The 15,281-nt window shown below is 72.2% G+C and carries 15 protein-coding genes; 8 read left to right on the forward strand and 7 right to left on the reverse strand.

Features of this window, described 5'->3' with window-relative positions:
- Window positions 1-33: 33 nt before the first annotated feature.
- Both VF330_RS02625 and VF330_RS02630 read left to right on the forward strand, forming a co-directional pair.
- Window positions 34-735 (forward strand): SDR family oxidoreductase, encoded by a 702-nt coding sequence (locus VF330_RS02625; RefSeq protein WP_330849845.1) that lies wholly within the window; start codon window positions 34-36, stop codon window positions 733-735.
- Window positions 736-786: 51 nt separating this feature from the next.
- Window positions 787-1,374 (forward strand): histidine phosphatase family protein, encoded by a 588-nt coding sequence (locus tag VF330_RS02630; protein ID WP_330849846.1) that lies wholly within the window; start codon window positions 787-789, stop codon window positions 1,372-1,374.
- A 7-nt stretch (window positions 1,375-1,381) separates the two neighbouring features.
- Here VF330_RS02630 and VF330_RS02635 read toward each other — a convergent pair whose 3' ends face one another.
- Window positions 1,382-4,537, reverse strand: coding sequence for a S8 family serine peptidase (locus VF330_RS02635; RefSeq protein WP_330849847.1), 3,156 nt, complete (start codon window positions 4,535-4,537; stop codon window positions 1,382-1,384).
- A gap of 161 nt (window positions 4,538-4,698) precedes the next feature.
- Between VF330_RS02635 and VF330_RS02640 the strand changes: the two genes are divergently transcribed.
- Window positions 4,699-4,899 (forward strand): hypothetical protein, encoded by a 201-nt coding sequence (locus VF330_RS02640; protein ID WP_330849848.1) that lies wholly within the window; start codon window positions 4,699-4,701, stop codon window positions 4,897-4,899.
- 8 nt (window positions 4,900-4,907) lie between these two features.
- Here VF330_RS02640 and VF330_RS02645 read toward each other — a convergent pair whose 3' ends face one another.
- On the reverse strand, window positions 4,908-5,609 hold the full coding sequence (locus VF330_RS02645) for an SDR family NAD(P)-dependent oxidoreductase (protein ID WP_330849849.1): 702 nt from the start codon (window positions 5,607-5,609) through the stop codon (window positions 4,908-4,910).
- 103 nt (window positions 5,610-5,712) lie between these two features.
- Here VF330_RS02645 and VF330_RS02650 point away from each other — a divergent pair, with 103 nt between their 5' ends.
- The 3 genes from VF330_RS02650 to trpB all read left to right on the forward strand — a co-directional run bounded on the left by VF330_RS02650 (window position 5,713) and on the right by trpB (window position 8,683).
- Window positions 5,713-6,585, forward strand: a complete 873-nt coding sequence (locus VF330_RS02650; protein ID WP_414675322.1) for a helix-turn-helix transcriptional regulator — start codon at window positions 5,713-5,715, stop codon at window positions 6,583-6,585.
- A gap of 35 nt (window positions 6,586-6,620) precedes the next feature.
- The gene (locus VF330_RS02655; protein ID WP_330849851.1) at window positions 6,621-7,397 is read left to right on the forward strand and encodes an AraC family transcriptional regulator; all 777 of its coding nucleotides are present in this window, start codon (window positions 6,621-6,623) and stop codon (window positions 7,395-7,397) included.
- A 68-nt stretch (window positions 7,398-7,465) separates the two neighbouring features.
- Entirely contained in the window at window positions 7,466-8,683 is a 1,218-nt protein-coding gene (gene trpB, locus VF330_RS02660) for a tryptophan synthase subunit beta (protein ID WP_330849852.1), read from the forward strand.
- Here trpB and VF330_RS02665 read toward each other — a convergent pair.
- The gene (locus VF330_RS02665) at window positions 8,676-9,578 is read right to left on the reverse strand and encodes an NAD-dependent epimerase/dehydratase family protein (protein ID WP_330849853.1); all 903 of its coding nucleotides are present in this window, start codon (window positions 9,576-9,578) and stop codon (window positions 8,676-8,678) included. The genes trpB and VF330_RS02665 overlap by 8 nt on opposite strands.
- A gap of 122 nt (window positions 9,579-9,700) precedes the next feature.
- Here VF330_RS02665 and VF330_RS02670 point away from each other — a divergent pair, with 122 nt between their 5' ends.
- Window positions 9,701-10,294, forward strand: coding sequence for a TetR/AcrR family transcriptional regulator (locus tag VF330_RS02670; protein ID WP_330849854.1), 594 nt, complete (start codon window positions 9,701-9,703; stop codon window positions 10,292-10,294).
- Here the strand turns inward: VF330_RS02670 and VF330_RS02675 are convergent.
- Window positions 10,282-11,343, reverse strand: a complete 1,062-nt coding sequence (locus VF330_RS02675; protein ID WP_330849855.1) for a spore photoproduct lyase family protein — start codon at window positions 11,341-11,343, stop codon at window positions 10,282-10,284. The genes VF330_RS02670 and VF330_RS02675 overlap by 13 nt on opposite strands.
- Before the next feature lie 307 nt (window positions 11,344-11,650).
- Here VF330_RS02675 and VF330_RS02680 point away from each other — a divergent pair, with 307 nt between their 5' ends.
- Entirely contained in the window at window positions 11,651-12,400 is a 750-nt protein-coding gene (locus tag VF330_RS02680; RefSeq protein ID WP_330849856.1) for a GH12 family glycosyl hydrolase domain-containing protein, read from the forward strand.
- On the opposite strand, the gene VF330_RS02685 is transcribed toward VF330_RS02680, so the two are convergent.
- From VF330_RS02685 to VF330_RS02695, 3 genes are all read right to left on the reverse strand, one after another.
- Window positions 12,390-12,818: a VOC family protein gene (locus tag VF330_RS02685; RefSeq protein ID WP_330849857.1), complete on the reverse strand. Its 429-nt coding sequence runs from the start codon at window positions 12,816-12,818 to the stop codon at window positions 12,390-12,392. The two genes, VF330_RS02680 and VF330_RS02685, sit on opposite strands and share 11 nt — an antisense overlap.
- 136 nt (window positions 12,819-12,954) lie before the next feature.
- Complete coding sequence (locus tag VF330_RS02690) at window positions 12,955-14,013, reverse strand: ANTAR domain-containing protein (RefSeq protein WP_330849858.1); 1,059 nt, start codon at window positions 14,011-14,013, stop codon at window positions 12,955-12,957.
- Window positions 14,014-14,323: 310 nt separating this feature from the next.
- A partial coding sequence (locus tag VF330_RS02695) for an ATP-binding protein (RefSeq protein WP_330849859.1) occupies window positions 14,324-15,281 on the reverse strand: 958 nt, incomplete at its 5' end.

Below are 15,281 nucleotides of genomic sequence, written 5' to 3' on the forward strand. Positions count from 1 at the left end.
CAGTGCCCGCGCCGGCGGAGCACGGTGATCACCATGAACGATCGCACCGCCCTGGTGACCGGCGCCAACAAGGGCATCGGCCACCACATCGCCCGCCTGCTCGTCGCCGAGGGCTTCACCGTGCACGTCGCCGCGCGCGACCCGGAGCTGGGCAGACGCGCCGCCGAGGAGATCGGCGGCCGGCCGCTGGTCCTCGACGTGACCGACCCCGGCACCATCGCCGACGCCGCGGCCCGGATCGACCGCCTGGACGTGCTGGTCAACAACGCGGGCATCGCGCCGTCGATGGCACCGCCGGCCGGCACGGACCTCGACGAGCTGCGCCGCACGTTCGAGACGAACGTGTTCGGCGTGGTCGCGGTGACCAACGCCTTCCTGCCCGCACTGCGCGGGTCGGCGCACCCGCGCATCGTCAACGTCTCCAGCGGCACCGCCTCCCTGACCTGGAGCACGAACCCGAACCCGCAGTTCGCGCCCGGCCACGGAGGTGCCGCCGCGTACCGCTCCTCCAAGGCCGCGCTGAACGCCCTGACCGTCTTCTACGCACTGACGCTGGACGGCTTCAAGGTCAACGCCCTGGCCCCCGGCCTGCGCTCGACCGACCTGACCGCCCGCGCCGCGGCCGGCGGCGACCCGGCCGAAGCCGCCGAGGGAGCCGTCCGCCTGGCGTTGCTACCCGACGACGGCCCGACCGGGGGCTTCTTCTCCTGGGACGGCTCCCCCGTGCCCTGGTGACGGCTTAAGATGCTCTCATCATCTGAATGACGTGAGCATGGGGGCGAACCGATGGCAGCTCGGCACCTGTACGTGGTCAGGCACGGCGCGGCGAGCCCGTTCGGTGAACTGACCGAGACCGGGCGGAAGCAGGCCCACCTGCTCGGACGACGCCTCGCCGGGCTGCCGATCGACGCCGTCTGGCACTCCCCTCTGCCCCGCGCGACCGCGACCGCGCACGTCCTCGGGGAACACCTGCCGAGCGCCGTCGTCGGCGAAGCAGAGGAACTGGTCGACCACGTGCCGCACGTCCCGGCCGACGTGCCACCGGCCTGGGCGGGCTTCTTCGACGGCTACGACGCCGAGGAAGCCGCCACCGGGGCACGGCTGGCGGCCGCGCTGACCGACCGGTTCGCGCGGCCCGCCGCGACCGAGACGCACGAGGTGCTGGTCACCCACGCCTACCAGGTGGCCTGGCTGGTGCGGGACGCCCTCGCCGCTCCGCCCGCCCGCTGGCTCGCCATGAGCTGCGGCAACACCGCCGTCACGGTGATCCAGCACCGCGACGGCACACCTCCTGCCCTGGTGCTCTACAACGACATGGGCCACCTGCCGCCCGAGCTGCGCTGGACGGGGTTCGGGCCGGGCGTGCGCCCGTGACCTCCCGTCACCTGAGCAGGAACGCGTCGACGACGGTCTCCGTGACGGAGTTGCCCTCGCTGTCCTGAGCCGACGCCCTGAGCGACACCGACGTGGCCCCCTTCGGGTGGCTCAGCACGGTGACCCACGTGCCGTTGCCGCGCACCAGCGGCGTGGCCCGCCAGGTCGCGCCCCGGTCGTAGGACACCTGGACACCGGTCGGCCGGGCGTCGAGGCCGGTGTTGTGGTTGACCGACAACGGCACGATCGCCGACGAGGCCCGGTTGTGGCCGTCCACGGCGGGCGTGAACTTCACGGCCATCAACGGCAACGGCTTCGCCGGGCCCTCGGCGACCGTGTCGGACCTGAAGGTCCAGTCGGCGACGATCTTGCTGGTCAGCGCGCGGTCGCGCACGGCCTCCGCGTGCAGCCGGTAGGTGGCCGGGCCGGGCGGCACCGCGAACAGCCCGCTCGCGCCGGTGTTCCTGCCGATCTCAACGCCGTCCCGGAACAGCGCGGCGGTCCCGGTGTGTGCCGAGAAGCCCTCGCGGTCGTTGCCGGAGTCGGAGAACAGCGGGATCTGGAACACCATCGTGTCGGCCGAGCGACCGGCGTAGCGCGACGGCCTGTCCGGGTTCGAGGGCAGGTCGGGACCGAACACCGCCAGGTTGAACGAGTCGGTGGCGGTCCGCGCCCGCGGGAAGCTCCTCGGTGCGCTGGAGAACAGGCGCGACTGGTACTCGCCCGCGGCGGTGACCTCCGTGAACTCGTTGTACCACGGCGTTTCCGGCGAGTAGAGCTCGTCGAGGACGAACGGCAGCGGCTTGGTGATCATGCCCTCGCGGGTGCCGGTGGTGCCGGTGGCAGTAGCGCCGTGCGTGGTGCGGACCTTGACCAGGTCCCTGTCGTGCACGCGGAGCACGGGGTCGGCAGGCATGCGTCCGTTGACATCACCGCGCACGTTGTAGAGGTACGGGCTGGCGTCGAAGCTCCCGGCGCTGTCCTGTGCGGCGAACCTGCCACCCGTCGAGTAGCGGAACCGGCCTGGTGCCGAGGTCTTCGACGGGCTGACGAGGACGTCCCCGTACTCCGGCGGGCTGATCGTCGTGCGCAGGAAGTCCTTGCCGCCGTAGGAGGTGGAACGGGCGAACTCCACGAACCTCTCGCCCGCCTCGGCTCCACGCCGGTCGAGGACGAGGCCAGCGGGTTTGCCCTGCCGCGCGTCGGCCGTGACCGTGGTTGGCGCGTCGAGGTCCACGTCGGGCTCGATGGCGACGGACAGGCGACCGTCCGATGTGTACACCTGCGACTCGAAGTAGTAGTGCCCCTTGGGTGCGCGGACCGTGAGCGAACCCGATGCGTCGTACGGCAGCCGTGCCTCCGGCTTCGCCAGGTCGACCAGCCGGAAGGCGTAGTCCGGCGTGGGCTTGCCGTCGGTGCCGAGGAAGTTCACCTTGAGGTCGTAGCTCTCCACCTCGCGCGTGACCGTGATGGGTGTGCGGAGGTCCCCGGCGGTGACGACTCCGCTGTAGACGCCGTCGACGCCGTCGATCTTCGTGTTCGTGGTGACGGTGGCCTGGGCGGTCGCACCGGGAGCGATGGTCAGAGCCGCCGGGGCGACGGTGAACATCCCGGCCGGAGCGGCTTTGCCGTCGGGGCCCTGCGCGTCCACGGCGAGGTGCACCGTCATGGGCGACGTGCCGGTGTTGCGGTAGGTCACCGCGGTCGCGATCGGCGCGTCATCGGTGTGCGGCCACCGCACGATGCCGTTGTTGATGCTCCCGACGGACGCGAGGACCGTCGTCGTCACCGCCTTGGCGACGTCGACCCGGCCCGCGCCCTGCTCGAACGGGGTCAGCGCCGGGTTCGGCCTCGCGCTGCCCATCAGGGCCGCCTTCAGCTGCGGCGCCCTCCAGTCCGGGTGCTGACCGGCCAGCAGGGCGGCGGCGCCCGTCACGTGCGGGGTGGCCATGGACGTCCCGGACAGCGCGACGTGGTCCTCCCCCACCGGCGGGACCTGGCGGCTGATCAGGCTGTCCTTCGCCAGCGCGGCGACGATCTCCACGCCGGGCGCGGTGATGTCCGGCTTGATGGCGTTGTCCCGCAACCGCGGACCGCGGCTGGAGAAGTCGGCCAGCGCGTCGGTCCGGTCGACCGCGCCGACGGTGAGGGCGGCGTCCGCGGCCGCCGGTGACCCCGGTGCGCGGCCGCTGTTGCCCGAGGCGATCACGAACAGGGTCCCGGTCCGCGCGGTGAGCCGGTCGACCGCCTGCGACAACGGGTCGGTGCCGTCGCTGGGCGCGTCGCTGCCCAGGCTCATGTTGACGACCTGGGCGCCGCCGGCCGCGGCCCACTCCATGCCGGCGATGATCCCGGACTCGGTGCCGCTGCCGGAGTCGTCGAGCACCTTGCCGACGAGCAGCCTGGTGTCCGGCGCGACTCCGAGGTACTTGGTGTGGTTGCCGGTCACGATGGACGCCACGTGCGTGCCGTGCCCGTGCTTGTCCGCGGTTCCGCTCGCGCTGCCGGTGAAGTCCCTGGCCTCGACGACCGCGTCGAGGAGGTCGGGGTGCGCGGGGTCGATGCCGGTGTCGAGCACCGCGACCTTGGTGTCGGCGCCGGTGTGCCCGGCCTGCCAGGCGGCCGGTGCCCCGATCTGCGGGACGCTCCGGTCCAGCACGGCGTGCACCGGCCCGTCGAGCCAGATCCTGGTGGCGCTGCGGGAGTTCCAGAACGCCGTGCCCTTGGCCGCGACCACGGCCGCACCGCCGATGCTCGGCAAATCGCGCACCGTCCGCGCGTTCAGACCGGGCTGGGTCACGATCAACGGGATGTCGCCGCGCGCGTCGTCGCCGTAGCCGCTGCCGAGCAGCTTCGTGACGTTGAACAGCCGAGGATCGAGCAGTCCGGACCGAAGAGGGCCGAGCGCGTCGAACGGGGTGACGTTCACGTCGCCGTTGACGTCGGTCCGGGTGACGAACCCGATCTTCTCCCTGCCCGCGCCCGCCCGGACCACCGCGCGACCGGATCCGGTCAGCAGCACCCTGTCCCCGGTGACGAGCGTGACCGCGCGCCCCGGCCCGTCCGGCACGGCCGGAGCCGCCTCCGCCCGCGTCACCGGCCCGACGAGACCGGTCGCCGCGATCACGGCGACCGCGACGGACCGTCTCCACCTGTCGCTCATGCACCCTCCAGAGATGTCCGGCGCCCACACAGACATCTACTGGCCGGGCGGCGGGTTTCCACGCCTTGCCAGTTGCCAGTATTGGTCTAAACCTCTGTTCGGCAGTGCCCCAGAGGTCTCCGCACCCGACCTGTTGCGCGCATCTCGGGGATGATGGGGACATGACTGAACCGGACTACACCGACGACGGCGTGCCCACGTTCGACTACGTGCGCGACAAGATCGAGGGCCGGCACCTCACCACCGAGGCCGCCGCCGAGCTGACCGGCGACCCGCGGAACACCCAGGACCAGTTCGACCGGCGCGAGGAGGCCGGCCGCGACCGGCTGGAGGAGATCCGCAGGTCGCTGCGCGGCGACTGACGGCGGCGTCACGGCCAGGTGGTCTCGCCCTCGCGGGAGACGAAGCGCCCGGAACCGGCGCCGGGGCCCTCGGTGGCCAGGGCGACGATCGCGTCCGTGCCCTCCGTGACGGTCTGGAAACCGGTGTGGCCGTTGAGGTCGGTCGCGGTGTAGCCGGGGTCGGCGGCGTTGACGCGCACGCCCTCCAGTCCCTTGGCGTACTGGGTGGTCATCATCGTCAGCGCCGCCTTCGACGCGGTGTAGAGCGGTGCGACGACCTTCGACTCCGGCCGGTCCGGGTCGTGGGTGAGGTCGAGCGAACCCATGCCGCTGCTGACGTTGACGACCACGGGGTCGTCCGAGCGGCGCAGCAGCGGCAGGAACGCGTTCGTGACGCGGACGACGCCGACGACGTTGACCTGGAACACGGCGAGGGCGTCGGCGCCGGTGAGGTCCGCCGGGTCGCCTCCGGCGGGGCCGTGCACCCCGGCGTTGTTGACCAGCACGTCGATCCTGCCCTCGTGGGCGAGGACGTCCGCCGCCGCGGCGGCCACGGACGCGTCGTCGGTGACGTCGATGAGGACGTGGCGCGCGCCGAGCGCGGCGGCGGCCTCCTCGCCCTGCGCCCGGTCCCGGGTGCCGATCAGGACGGTGTGGCCGAGGTCGGTCAGGCGGCGGGCGGTCTCGCGGCCGAGGCCCTTGCCGGCCCCGGTGATGAAGGTGATCGTCATGGCTCCGATGCTGCTCCCGCGGCGGGACGGCAACCAGGAACGCCGTGACGGTAGGAGGAGCAGTACCACCTTCGCGCCTGCCGCGGGTGGGAGGATGGGCTCCGTGACCAATGCATCCGGCAACGGGCTCGGCGCGATGATCCGCGTGTGGCGCGACCGCCTGCCGCCCTCGGCCGCCGGGCTGGGATCGGCGCGCGGAAGGCGTGCGGCGGGGCTGCGGCGCGAGGAGCTGGCCGACCTCGCGGGGGTGTCGGTCGACTACGTCGTGCGCCTGGAGCAGGGCCGGGCGACGACCCCCTCGGCGTCGGTGGTGGCGTCCCTGGCGCGGGCCCTGCAGCTGTCCTCCGAGGAACGGGACCACCTCTACCTCCTCGCCCGGCTCGTGCGGCCGTCGACCGGCGAGATCTCCGACCACCTGCCGCCCGGCGTGCAGCGGGTGCTCGCCCGCCTCGGCGACGCAGCGGCCGCCGTGTTCGCGGCCGACTGGCAGCTGGTCCGGTGGAACCGCGCGTGGGCGGCCCTGCTCGGTGACCCCGCCGAGTCCCCGCCCGCGTCGCGCAACTTCGCCCGCGACAGGTTCCCGGTGGACGGCGGCGCCCCGCACCTCGCGCGGTGGCCGGTGAGCGAGGCCGACCGGGACGCCACCGACGCCGCGGTCGTCTCCGACCTGCGCCGCGCCACCGGCCGCTACCCGCACGACCGCCGCCTGGCCGCGCTCGTCGCGGAGCTGACCGCCCGCAACAGCCGGTTCGCCGCGCTGTGGGCGGCCGGGCGGGTCGGCGCGCACCGCGAGGACCACAAGACGATCCACCACCCGTCCGTCGGCCCGGTCGCGGTGGACTGCGACGTCCTGACCGAGGGCGACACCGAGCTGAAGATCGTCGTCATGACGGCCGTGCCCGGCAGCGAGGACGAGACCAAGCTCCGGCTCGCCGCGATCGCCGGTCACCCCGTGGAGCCCCGCCCGGTGAACTAGGAGTGCCGCGAGGGCCGCGTGCGAGACTCGGTGGCGTGACCCGTGTCGACTCGATGACGTTCGCGCTGCCCCGCGCGGACCTGCTCCGCGCGCGTGCGGCGGCCGTCGACTTCGACCCGCACCTGCACGGCACGTACTCGGTCGTGGTCGTCACGGGTGGTTCCGCGCACATCCGGTCCAGCCGCTGGAGCCGGACCGTCCACACCGGCGACGTGTTCTTCTTCAACCCGTTCGAGGTGCACGCGGGCCAGAGCGCGGGCAGCCCGGCGCAGTACCACGTCCTGTACCCGTCGGAGGCGTTCCTCGACAGCTGCACGGGCACGACGCGGCCGGGCGAGGTCCGCACGATCCGCACCGACGTGGTGACGCGCGGCCGGACGACCCGTGCGCTGGTCGACGCGCTGTCGGCACCGGTCGTCGACAACGCGTCGGTCGAAGAGTCGCTCCGGCAGGTGCTGCGGGAATGCAGCTACGACGCCGACTCCCCCACCCCGGCGTCGCTCGCCCGCACGGTGTCGCGGCTGCTGCGGCAGAACGACCCGCGCTCGACGCGCACGGACGACCTGGCGCGCGAGATCGGCGTCAACCCGAGCCACCTCGCCCGCTCCTTCCGGCAGACCATCGGCATCCCGCCGCAGACCTACGCCCGCCAGGTCCGCGTCGCCAGGGCGCGGGAGCTCATCTGCGCCGGGTTCGAGCTGGACGACGTCGCGCAGATGGCGAACTTCTCCGACCAGCCGCACCTCACCCGCGAGTTCAAGAAGGTGTTCGGCGTGCCTCCGGGAGCGCTGTCGCGCGGCCTCGGCCGCTGAACGCACATCCTGTTCAAGATTTCGCGGCACGCCGTGCCTACCGTCGACCTGCCTGAAAGGTGGTCACGATGCCGCACAGCACGAGCACGCACACCAGCCGCTTCCCCGACGCCGACGGCTACTTCGGCGACTTCGGCGGCAACCACTGGCCCGCGCACCTGGCGCCCGCGCTGCGGGAGCTCACCACCGCGTACGAGGAACTGCGGTCGGAACCGGAGTTCCTGCACGAGCTCGACACCGTCCGCAGAGGACTCCAGGGCCGCCCGACACCGGTGCACCACCTGGAGAACCTCTCGAGCCAGGTCGGCGGCGCGCAGATCCTCGTCAAGCGCGAGGACCTCAACCACACCGGCGCGCACAAGATCAACCACTGCGTCGGGTTCGCCCTGCTGGCCAGGAAGACGGGCAAGCGCAAGCTGATCGCCGAGACGGGAGCCGGCCAGCACGGCGTCGCGCTCGCCAGTGCCGCCGCCCGGTTCGGCCTCGACTGCGAGGTCCACATAGGAGCGGCCGACTTCGAGAAGGTGAACGCGAACGTCGGCCTGATGCGCCTGCTGGGCGCGCGGGTCGTGCCGGTGGCCGCCGGCCAGTCGACGTTGAAGGAGGCCAGCGACTCCGCGCTGGACGCCTACTCCGAGCAGCACGACCACGCGCTCTACGCGATCGGGTCGGCGATCGGACCGCACCCGTTCCCGATGATCGTCCGGGACTTCCAGTCGGTGGTCGGGCAGGAGGCCCGCGCGCAGGTCCTCTCGCTCACCGGCGGAACGCTGCCCGACCACGTCGTCGCCTGCGTCGCCGGCGGCTCCAACGCGCTCGGGCTGTACGCGGGTTTCCTCGACGACCCCGAGGTCGCGCTGCACGCCGTCGAACCCCTCGGCAGGGGCGCCGACCCCGGTCAGCACGCGGCCACGCTGACGTTCGGACGTCCGGGGACCCTGCACGGCGCCTCGTCCGTGGTCCTGCAGGAGGCCGGCGGGCGCCCGGCGGCGGTGCTGTCGATCGCCTCCGGGCTCGCCTACCCCGGCATCGGCCCGGAGATGGCCATGCTGGGCCGGTCAGGACGGGTGTCCGTCGGCACGGCGTCCGACGACGAAGCCGTCGCCACGTTCCTGCGGGTCGCGCGGTCGGAGGGCATCATCCCGGCGCTGGAGAGCTCGCACGCCCTCGCGTACGCGATCCGCCTGGCGGCTTCCAGGCCGCCCACCGAACGCGTCCTGGTCAACCTGTCGGGACGCGGCGACAAGGACGCCGGTTTCGTGCTGGCGCGGGAGGAGCTCAGCTGACCTCGTCGCGCACCGCGGTGTCGAGGTCGGTGGCCGTCAGGCCGAACGTCCCGGCCGTCTCCGCCGCGTCGACGTGGAACGGCGCGTACCACTGGTAGTCCATCTCGGCCACCTCGCGGGCCATCGGCACGACGAGCCCGGCCGCGCGCATCGCGAAGCGCGGCAACGAGATCAACCGGACGGGCGGCACACCCGCGGCGGCGGCGTAGCGCCGGGCCAGCTCGCGGATCGTGACGGCCGGCGGTGACGGCACGTGCCAGGCGCGGCCCCACGCGCGTTCGTCCCGCGCCAGCGCGACCAGCGCCTGGGCCATGTCGACGTTGACGGTGAAGGTGTGCGGCACGTCCAGGTGACCGGTGATCCAGGCCGCCCTCCCCTTCGCGAGGGCGGGTTGGAGCAGCAGGGGGTAGATGCCGTTGGCGCCCTTGCCGACGTAGTCGGAACCGCGGACCTCGACCGTGCGGATGCCCGCGGCGAGGGCCTGTTCCCACATCCGTCTGCGCAGGCGGCCCTTGCGGCCGGTGGCGGCCATCGGGGTGTGCTCGTCCATGCGTCCGCCGGGCTGCGGGCCGTAGGCGTACATGCTGCCGGTCAGGGCGAGGACGGCGTCGTTCGCCCCGGCCGCGGCGACGGCGGCCGTCTGCAGCGGTGGCAGCAGGCGTTCCCACGTCGTGTACGAGGGCGGGTTGGCGCAGTGGTAGATCGCCTGCGCGCCTCGGGACAGCTCGGTCAGCCGGACCGGGTCGGACGCGTCGGCGGCGACCCGGTCGACCAGCGGGTGCTCCGGGCCGGACCCGCCGCGGGTGACGATCCGGACGCTCTCGCCGCGCTCGGCGAGGAGGCGGGCGACGTTCGTGCCGATGGAACCGGCGCCGATGACGACGTGCAGGGCCATGGTGACTTCTCGTTTCTAACGACGTTAGATTTTCTAACGTCGTTAACTGTCACGCACGGCGGCGGCCCGGTCAAGGGCGGTGGCTAGTGTTCGAGGACACGACCGAGGCGAAGTGGCGGAGCATGCCGACCAGCACGAGACGGGCCCGCGAACGGGCGAACACCCGCGAGCGGATCATCGAGGCCGCGCTGCACGTCCTCGAGACCGAGGGCGTCGCGGCCCTCACGATCCGGCGGATCGCCACCGACGTCGAGTACACCGCGCCCGTCGTCTACCAGCACTTCGCCGGCAAGGACGCGCTCCTGCTGGAGCTGGTCGCGCACGGCCACCGGCTGATGCTGGACGAGTTCCGGCACGCCCTGCGGGAGCCCGACGCGGACCGCCGCGTGCTCCGCGTGGCGTCGGAGTACGTCCGGTTCGCCGGCGCGCACCCGCACCTCTACCGGGTCATGAACGACCCGGCGATCGACGCGGACGAACGCCGCCGCGTCGCGCAACCGGCCATCGACGCCCTCGACGAGCTGCTCACGGCCTGGTCGGCCGCGCACGACGTCGTCCTGCCCGATCCCGGCGAGGCCTGCGAGGTCCTCTGGGGCACGCTCTACGGCATCGCCTCGCTCCACCTCGGCAGCGACCGGGCCCCGCTCCTCGCCGAACAGGCGCTCCGCGCCCTCCTGCTCGGCTGGCGAACCGAGGCCGCCGGTCAGAAGGCGTAGCGGACGCGCAGGTACGGGGCGTGATCGCCGACCAGGTCGAGGAACGAGTCGAGCAGCTCCCGCTTGAGGCCGCGCCGGTAGCGGACGTTGACGCCGCCGCCCTCGCTGCGCTTGACCTCCTGGAGGTCCGGCCGCCACAGCAGGTCCTCCGCCCGCGGGTGCCAGCGCAGGTTGACCTCGTGCAAGGGCTGGTTGTGGGTGAGCATGATGACCTCGGCGGCCAGCTGATCACGGGTGGCGGCCGAGGTCGCGTCGCCGAGCGACTCCAACAGCTGCCGCCAGTCGTCGAGCCAGCCGTCGTGCACGACGACCGGGCTGAGGTTCACGTGCACCTCGTAGCCGGCGGCGCGGAAGTCGTCCAGGGCGGCGAGGCGTTCCGCGACCGGGGTGGTGCGGATGTCGAGCAGTTTCGCGGTGCGTTCGGGCATCAGCGAGAACCGGATGCGCGTGCGGCCCCGCGGGTCCCACTCCAGCAGGTCGCGGTTGACGTACTTGGTCGCGAAGGACGCCTTCGCGGTGGGCAGGCCGCGGAACAGCTCCACCAGGTCCCGCACGTTGTCGCTGACCAGCGCGTCCGCCGAGCAGTCGGAGTTCTCACCGATGTCGTAGACCCACGCCCGGTCGTCGACCTGGCCCGGCTCGGACATCGGGCCCTGCCGGGCGACGTGCCGCGCGAGGTAGCCGGTGATCTGCTCGATGTTCGCGAACACCGTGATCGGGTTCGAGTAGCCCTTGCGCCGCGGCACGTAGCAGTAGGCGCACGCCATCGCGCACCCGTTGGCCGTGGACGGGGCGATGAAATGCGCCGAACGCCCGTTGGGCCGCGCACTGAGCGACTTCTTCACGCCGAGCACCAGCGCCTCGCTTTTGATGCGCACCCACCGCCGTGCGTTCGCCTCGTCGCCGTGCAGCTCAGGAATGCGCCAATGGCTGTCGACCTCGACCCGGTCGGCGTCCGGAAATCTGTCGAGCACCTCACGGCCCCGCGGCAGCAGTGCGGCGGCGGGCTCCACGTAGATCCGGGTCGGGTTCAGCAGAGGTGTGCTCACTACTGCAGTGTCCACACGACACCGACAAAAACCGGCTCTTCCTCTGGGAGCAGGACCATAACCGCTGGTCAACGCCGACGTTGTTCGGCACATCACACCGGATCGTGTACTGACTCCACAGCCAGGCGTCCCCGTCGATTCGACACGGCGTTCGACGGCCCACCCATATCCGAAGAGACGATAAAATACCGCGACGACCAGCCTGTTTTCCTTTCACCACACATTTAAACGCTCATTCGACAAAGCGCGTCACTGTTGACACCGCGGTATTGTGGGAGCGCTCCCAGAACCTGTCGGAGGAGTCATCATGCGAAAGACAATCCGTGCCGTCGCCGCCGCGGGCCTGCTCGTGGCGAGCACGGTCGTCGCGACGGCGGGCCCTGCCCAGGCCGACGTGACCATCTGCGACCAGTACGGGTCCACCACCATCCAGGGCCGGTACGTGGTCCAGAACAACCGGTGGGGCACCTCGGCGCAGCAGTGCATCAACGCCACGTCGTCCGGGTTCCAGATCACCACCCAGCAGGGCTCGTCCCCGACCAACGGGGCGCCGGTGTCGTACCCGTCGGTGTTCCTCGGCTGCCACTACACCAACTGCTCCCCCGGCTCCACGCTGCCGATGCAGGTCAGCCGCATCCGCAGTGCGACGTCGTCGATCAACTACCGGTTCGCCGGCGGCACCTACAACGCCTCGTACGACATCTGGCTCGACCCGACGCCCAAGACCAACGGCGTGAACCAGATGGAGATCATGATCTGGTTCAACCGCCAGGGCTCGATCCAGCCCATCGGCAGCGCGGTCGGCACGACCACCGTCGGCGGCCGCAGCTGGCAGGTGTGGCGCGGCAGCAACGGCTCCAACAACGTCATCTCCTACGTGGCGCCGTCGCCGATCAACTCGTGGTCGTTCAACGTCCTCGACTTCGTCAACGACGTGCGCAACCGCGGCGCGATCACCAACTCCTGGTACCTGACCAGCATCCAGGCGGGCTTCGAACCGTGGAACGGCGGCGCCGGCCTGGCGGTGGACAACTTCTCGGCCTCGGTCAGCGGCTGAGAGGTCGGCCCGCGGCGACGTCGAGCGTCCAGGTCACGCCGAAGCGGTCGCGGAGCATGCCGTAGAGCGGTGACCACCCGGCCGGCCCCAGGTCGGCCACGACCTCGGCCCCCTCGGCCAGTCCCTTCCAGTAGCGGGTGACCTCCTCGGCGTCGGTGCCGCGCACCGACACGAAGAACGGGCGGTCACCCGCGTCGTGGGTCTGGTTCTCGCGGACGTCGTAGGCCATGACGTGGAAGCCCTCCTCGGTGCGGACCTCGCCCCACGACAGCCGGTCGGCGTCGGCCGGGTGCTCGACGTCGCCGGCCTGGCCGTAGGTGAACGCGACGACGTGACCGCCGAAGACCGACCGGTAGAACTCCAGCGCCTCGCGCGCCTGGTCCCGGAAGTTGAGGTGCACGGTCGTCTCGATGCTCATGGTGCTTTCTCCTGTTCGAACAGCTCGTTCACTCAGGAGGAGGTTCGCAGGAGTAGGTGCCAGGGATTGGCACCTACTCCCGCGAGAACCGGACCTTCCGTCCGGCAGCAACCCCGCCAGTCGCGCGGACGAGGCCTCACCCCTCCAGGCCGGCCGGGTTCGAGGCGAGGGTGCGGGCGAGCTCGACTAGCTTGACGTTGAGGTCCTGCGAGGTGCTGCGCAGCACGGCGAACGCCTCGTCGCCGGTCATGCCCTGCCTCGCCATGAGGATGCCCTTCGCCTGGCCGATGACGTCCCGCGAGGCCATCGCCCTGAGCAGCTGGCGTCGCTCGACCGCCGCCAGCTCGGTGGTCGTGACGTGCGCCAGCGCCAGGGCGGCGTGGCCGGCCAGCGCCGACGCGACGGCCAGGTCCCCCGCGGTCAGTCCGCCGACGCACCGCGAGTAGATGCTGAGCGCTCCGCGGGGTGCCGGTGGACGGCCCACCGCGGGCGGGTCCACCACCAGGACGGACGAGAAGCCGAACGCTGCGGCGCTCTCCGCGAACTCCGGCCACCGCGGCTCGGCCGAGAGGTCGTCGCTGACCGCGAAGCCAGGACCGTCCGGGCGTGCCGCGTCCAGGCACGGTCCCCGGCCGCTACGGCGCTGCACGGCGTCTAGCGGCTGCACCACCGACTCGGTCCCGGCAGGGCTGGAGGAGGCACCGGTGCGGTCGCGGAGGGTCACGCTGACCAGGTCTGCACCCGGCACGAGCCTCGAGGCGGCGGTCGCGACCCCGGACAGGACCTCTCCCGCCGTTCTCGAGCCCACCAGCGAGGCGAGCTCACGCAGCGCACCACGCACGTCGACATCCCGTTCGACCGGTTGACGGACCACCAGCACCTCGCCGCCGGCCGATGCCGGCAGGCCGGTGACTTCCAGCACGCCCGCGACCGGACTCCCCCGGCCGACCAGCACGGAGCACCGCACGTCCCGCTCCTGCGCCAGGCCGATGACGTCGAGGAGCATCCGCAGTCCGGCGGCCGAGAGCAACCGCGTCCCGCGCAGCTCGAATGTCACCCGATCGGGCACCGGGTCGGTCAGCACGGCATTCCGGAGCGCGACGACCTCGGCCCCTGTTCCCGTCACGTCGCCGGTCAGCCGCACGACCACGGCCTCGCCGGACGGACTGGTGGTGACGTCCAAGCCGGTGGGCACCCTGCTCCCTCCCGCCGAGTCGCGCTGAGCCGGCCGGCGGCCGCGCGACGGTCGAAAGTCGTCCGGAACGAGTTTCCCCGCGTCGGGTGTTCAAACCTGGCACGAAAGGCGCGGGCGTACCACTCGGACACTCCGGGCGGCATCCACTTCGGACGGACTGTCCGGCCTGCGCCGTCACGACCGCGACGGCGGGCGTGGTCCTCGACGGTCCAGATCGCGGAGGAAGGGTTCCGTGGCCATCGCCGCATCAGCTGGTCACCACACGGGAAAGCGCCCCCGGCCGCGGCTGCGCGGCGTCCGGAGTGGACTGTCAGTCCGTCCCGGGGTGGTCGGGGTCGGTGGTGTGGTGGTCCAGCTCGACCAGGGACAGGATGCTGTCCGCGTTCGAGCCGGGCGGGGCGAGCAGCCGCAGCTCGGACCCGTTGGCGCGGTGCAGGGCGACCAACCGGTGCAGGGCGGCGACGCCGGAGCTGGCCAGGTGGGTGACGCCGGTCAGGTCCACGGTCAGGGTGCGTGCCCCGGTCGAGCCCGCGGTGAGGATCTCCTTGCGCACGAACGGGGTCGTCGCCGCGTCGACGGGGCCGTCGACGCGGATCCTCGGTGAGGGCGCGGCCGGCTGTTCCAGCACCAGCAGCGGATCGGCCTGCGTCCCGCGCGCGGGCGGCGCGGCGCTTCCCGTGGTGATCAGCCGCGCGGGCCTGGTCAGCCGCAGGTCGGCTCCGGCGGTGGTGCCGTGCTCGTCGTGGTCGAGGCGCACGGTGTCCATCAGCTGCTCGACCATCTGCAGGCCGAGTCCGCGGTCGGCGGAGGGGCGCGGTGTGCGCCACCGGCCCTGGTCGGAGACGCTGATCGACAGCGTGCCGTCGTCGGCGAGGCCGGCGGTCACGGTGCAGGTGTGCCGCTCCGCGGAGTCGACGTAGGCGTGCTCGGCGGCGTTGGTGACCAGTTCGACCACCGCGTGCCGGACCGCGTCGGCGTCCGCGGAGTCGGCCGGGATGGTCGCCAGCCAGCCGTCGACCGCGGTCCGGGCCGTCGCCAGGGACTCCTCGCTCGCCGGCAGGGTGAGCTCCAGCGCGGCGGGCGGGGCGGTGAGCTGCGCGGCCAGCAGCGTGATGTCGTCGCTGTGCCCGGTGGCCCTGGTCAGCAGCTCCACGGTCTGCGTGCACGCGCGTTCCACGGCCAGTGCGACGTCGCCGCGCATGATCCGGTCGGCGGTGGCGTCCGCGACGACCCCGGCGAGCTCGACGGTGCTCCCGGCGAGCTCGCGA

It is taken from the genome of Lentzea sp., assembly GCF_036380075.1.
Classification (GTDB): domain Bacteria; phylum Actinomycetota; class Actinomycetes; order Mycobacteriales; family Pseudonocardiaceae; genus Lentzea.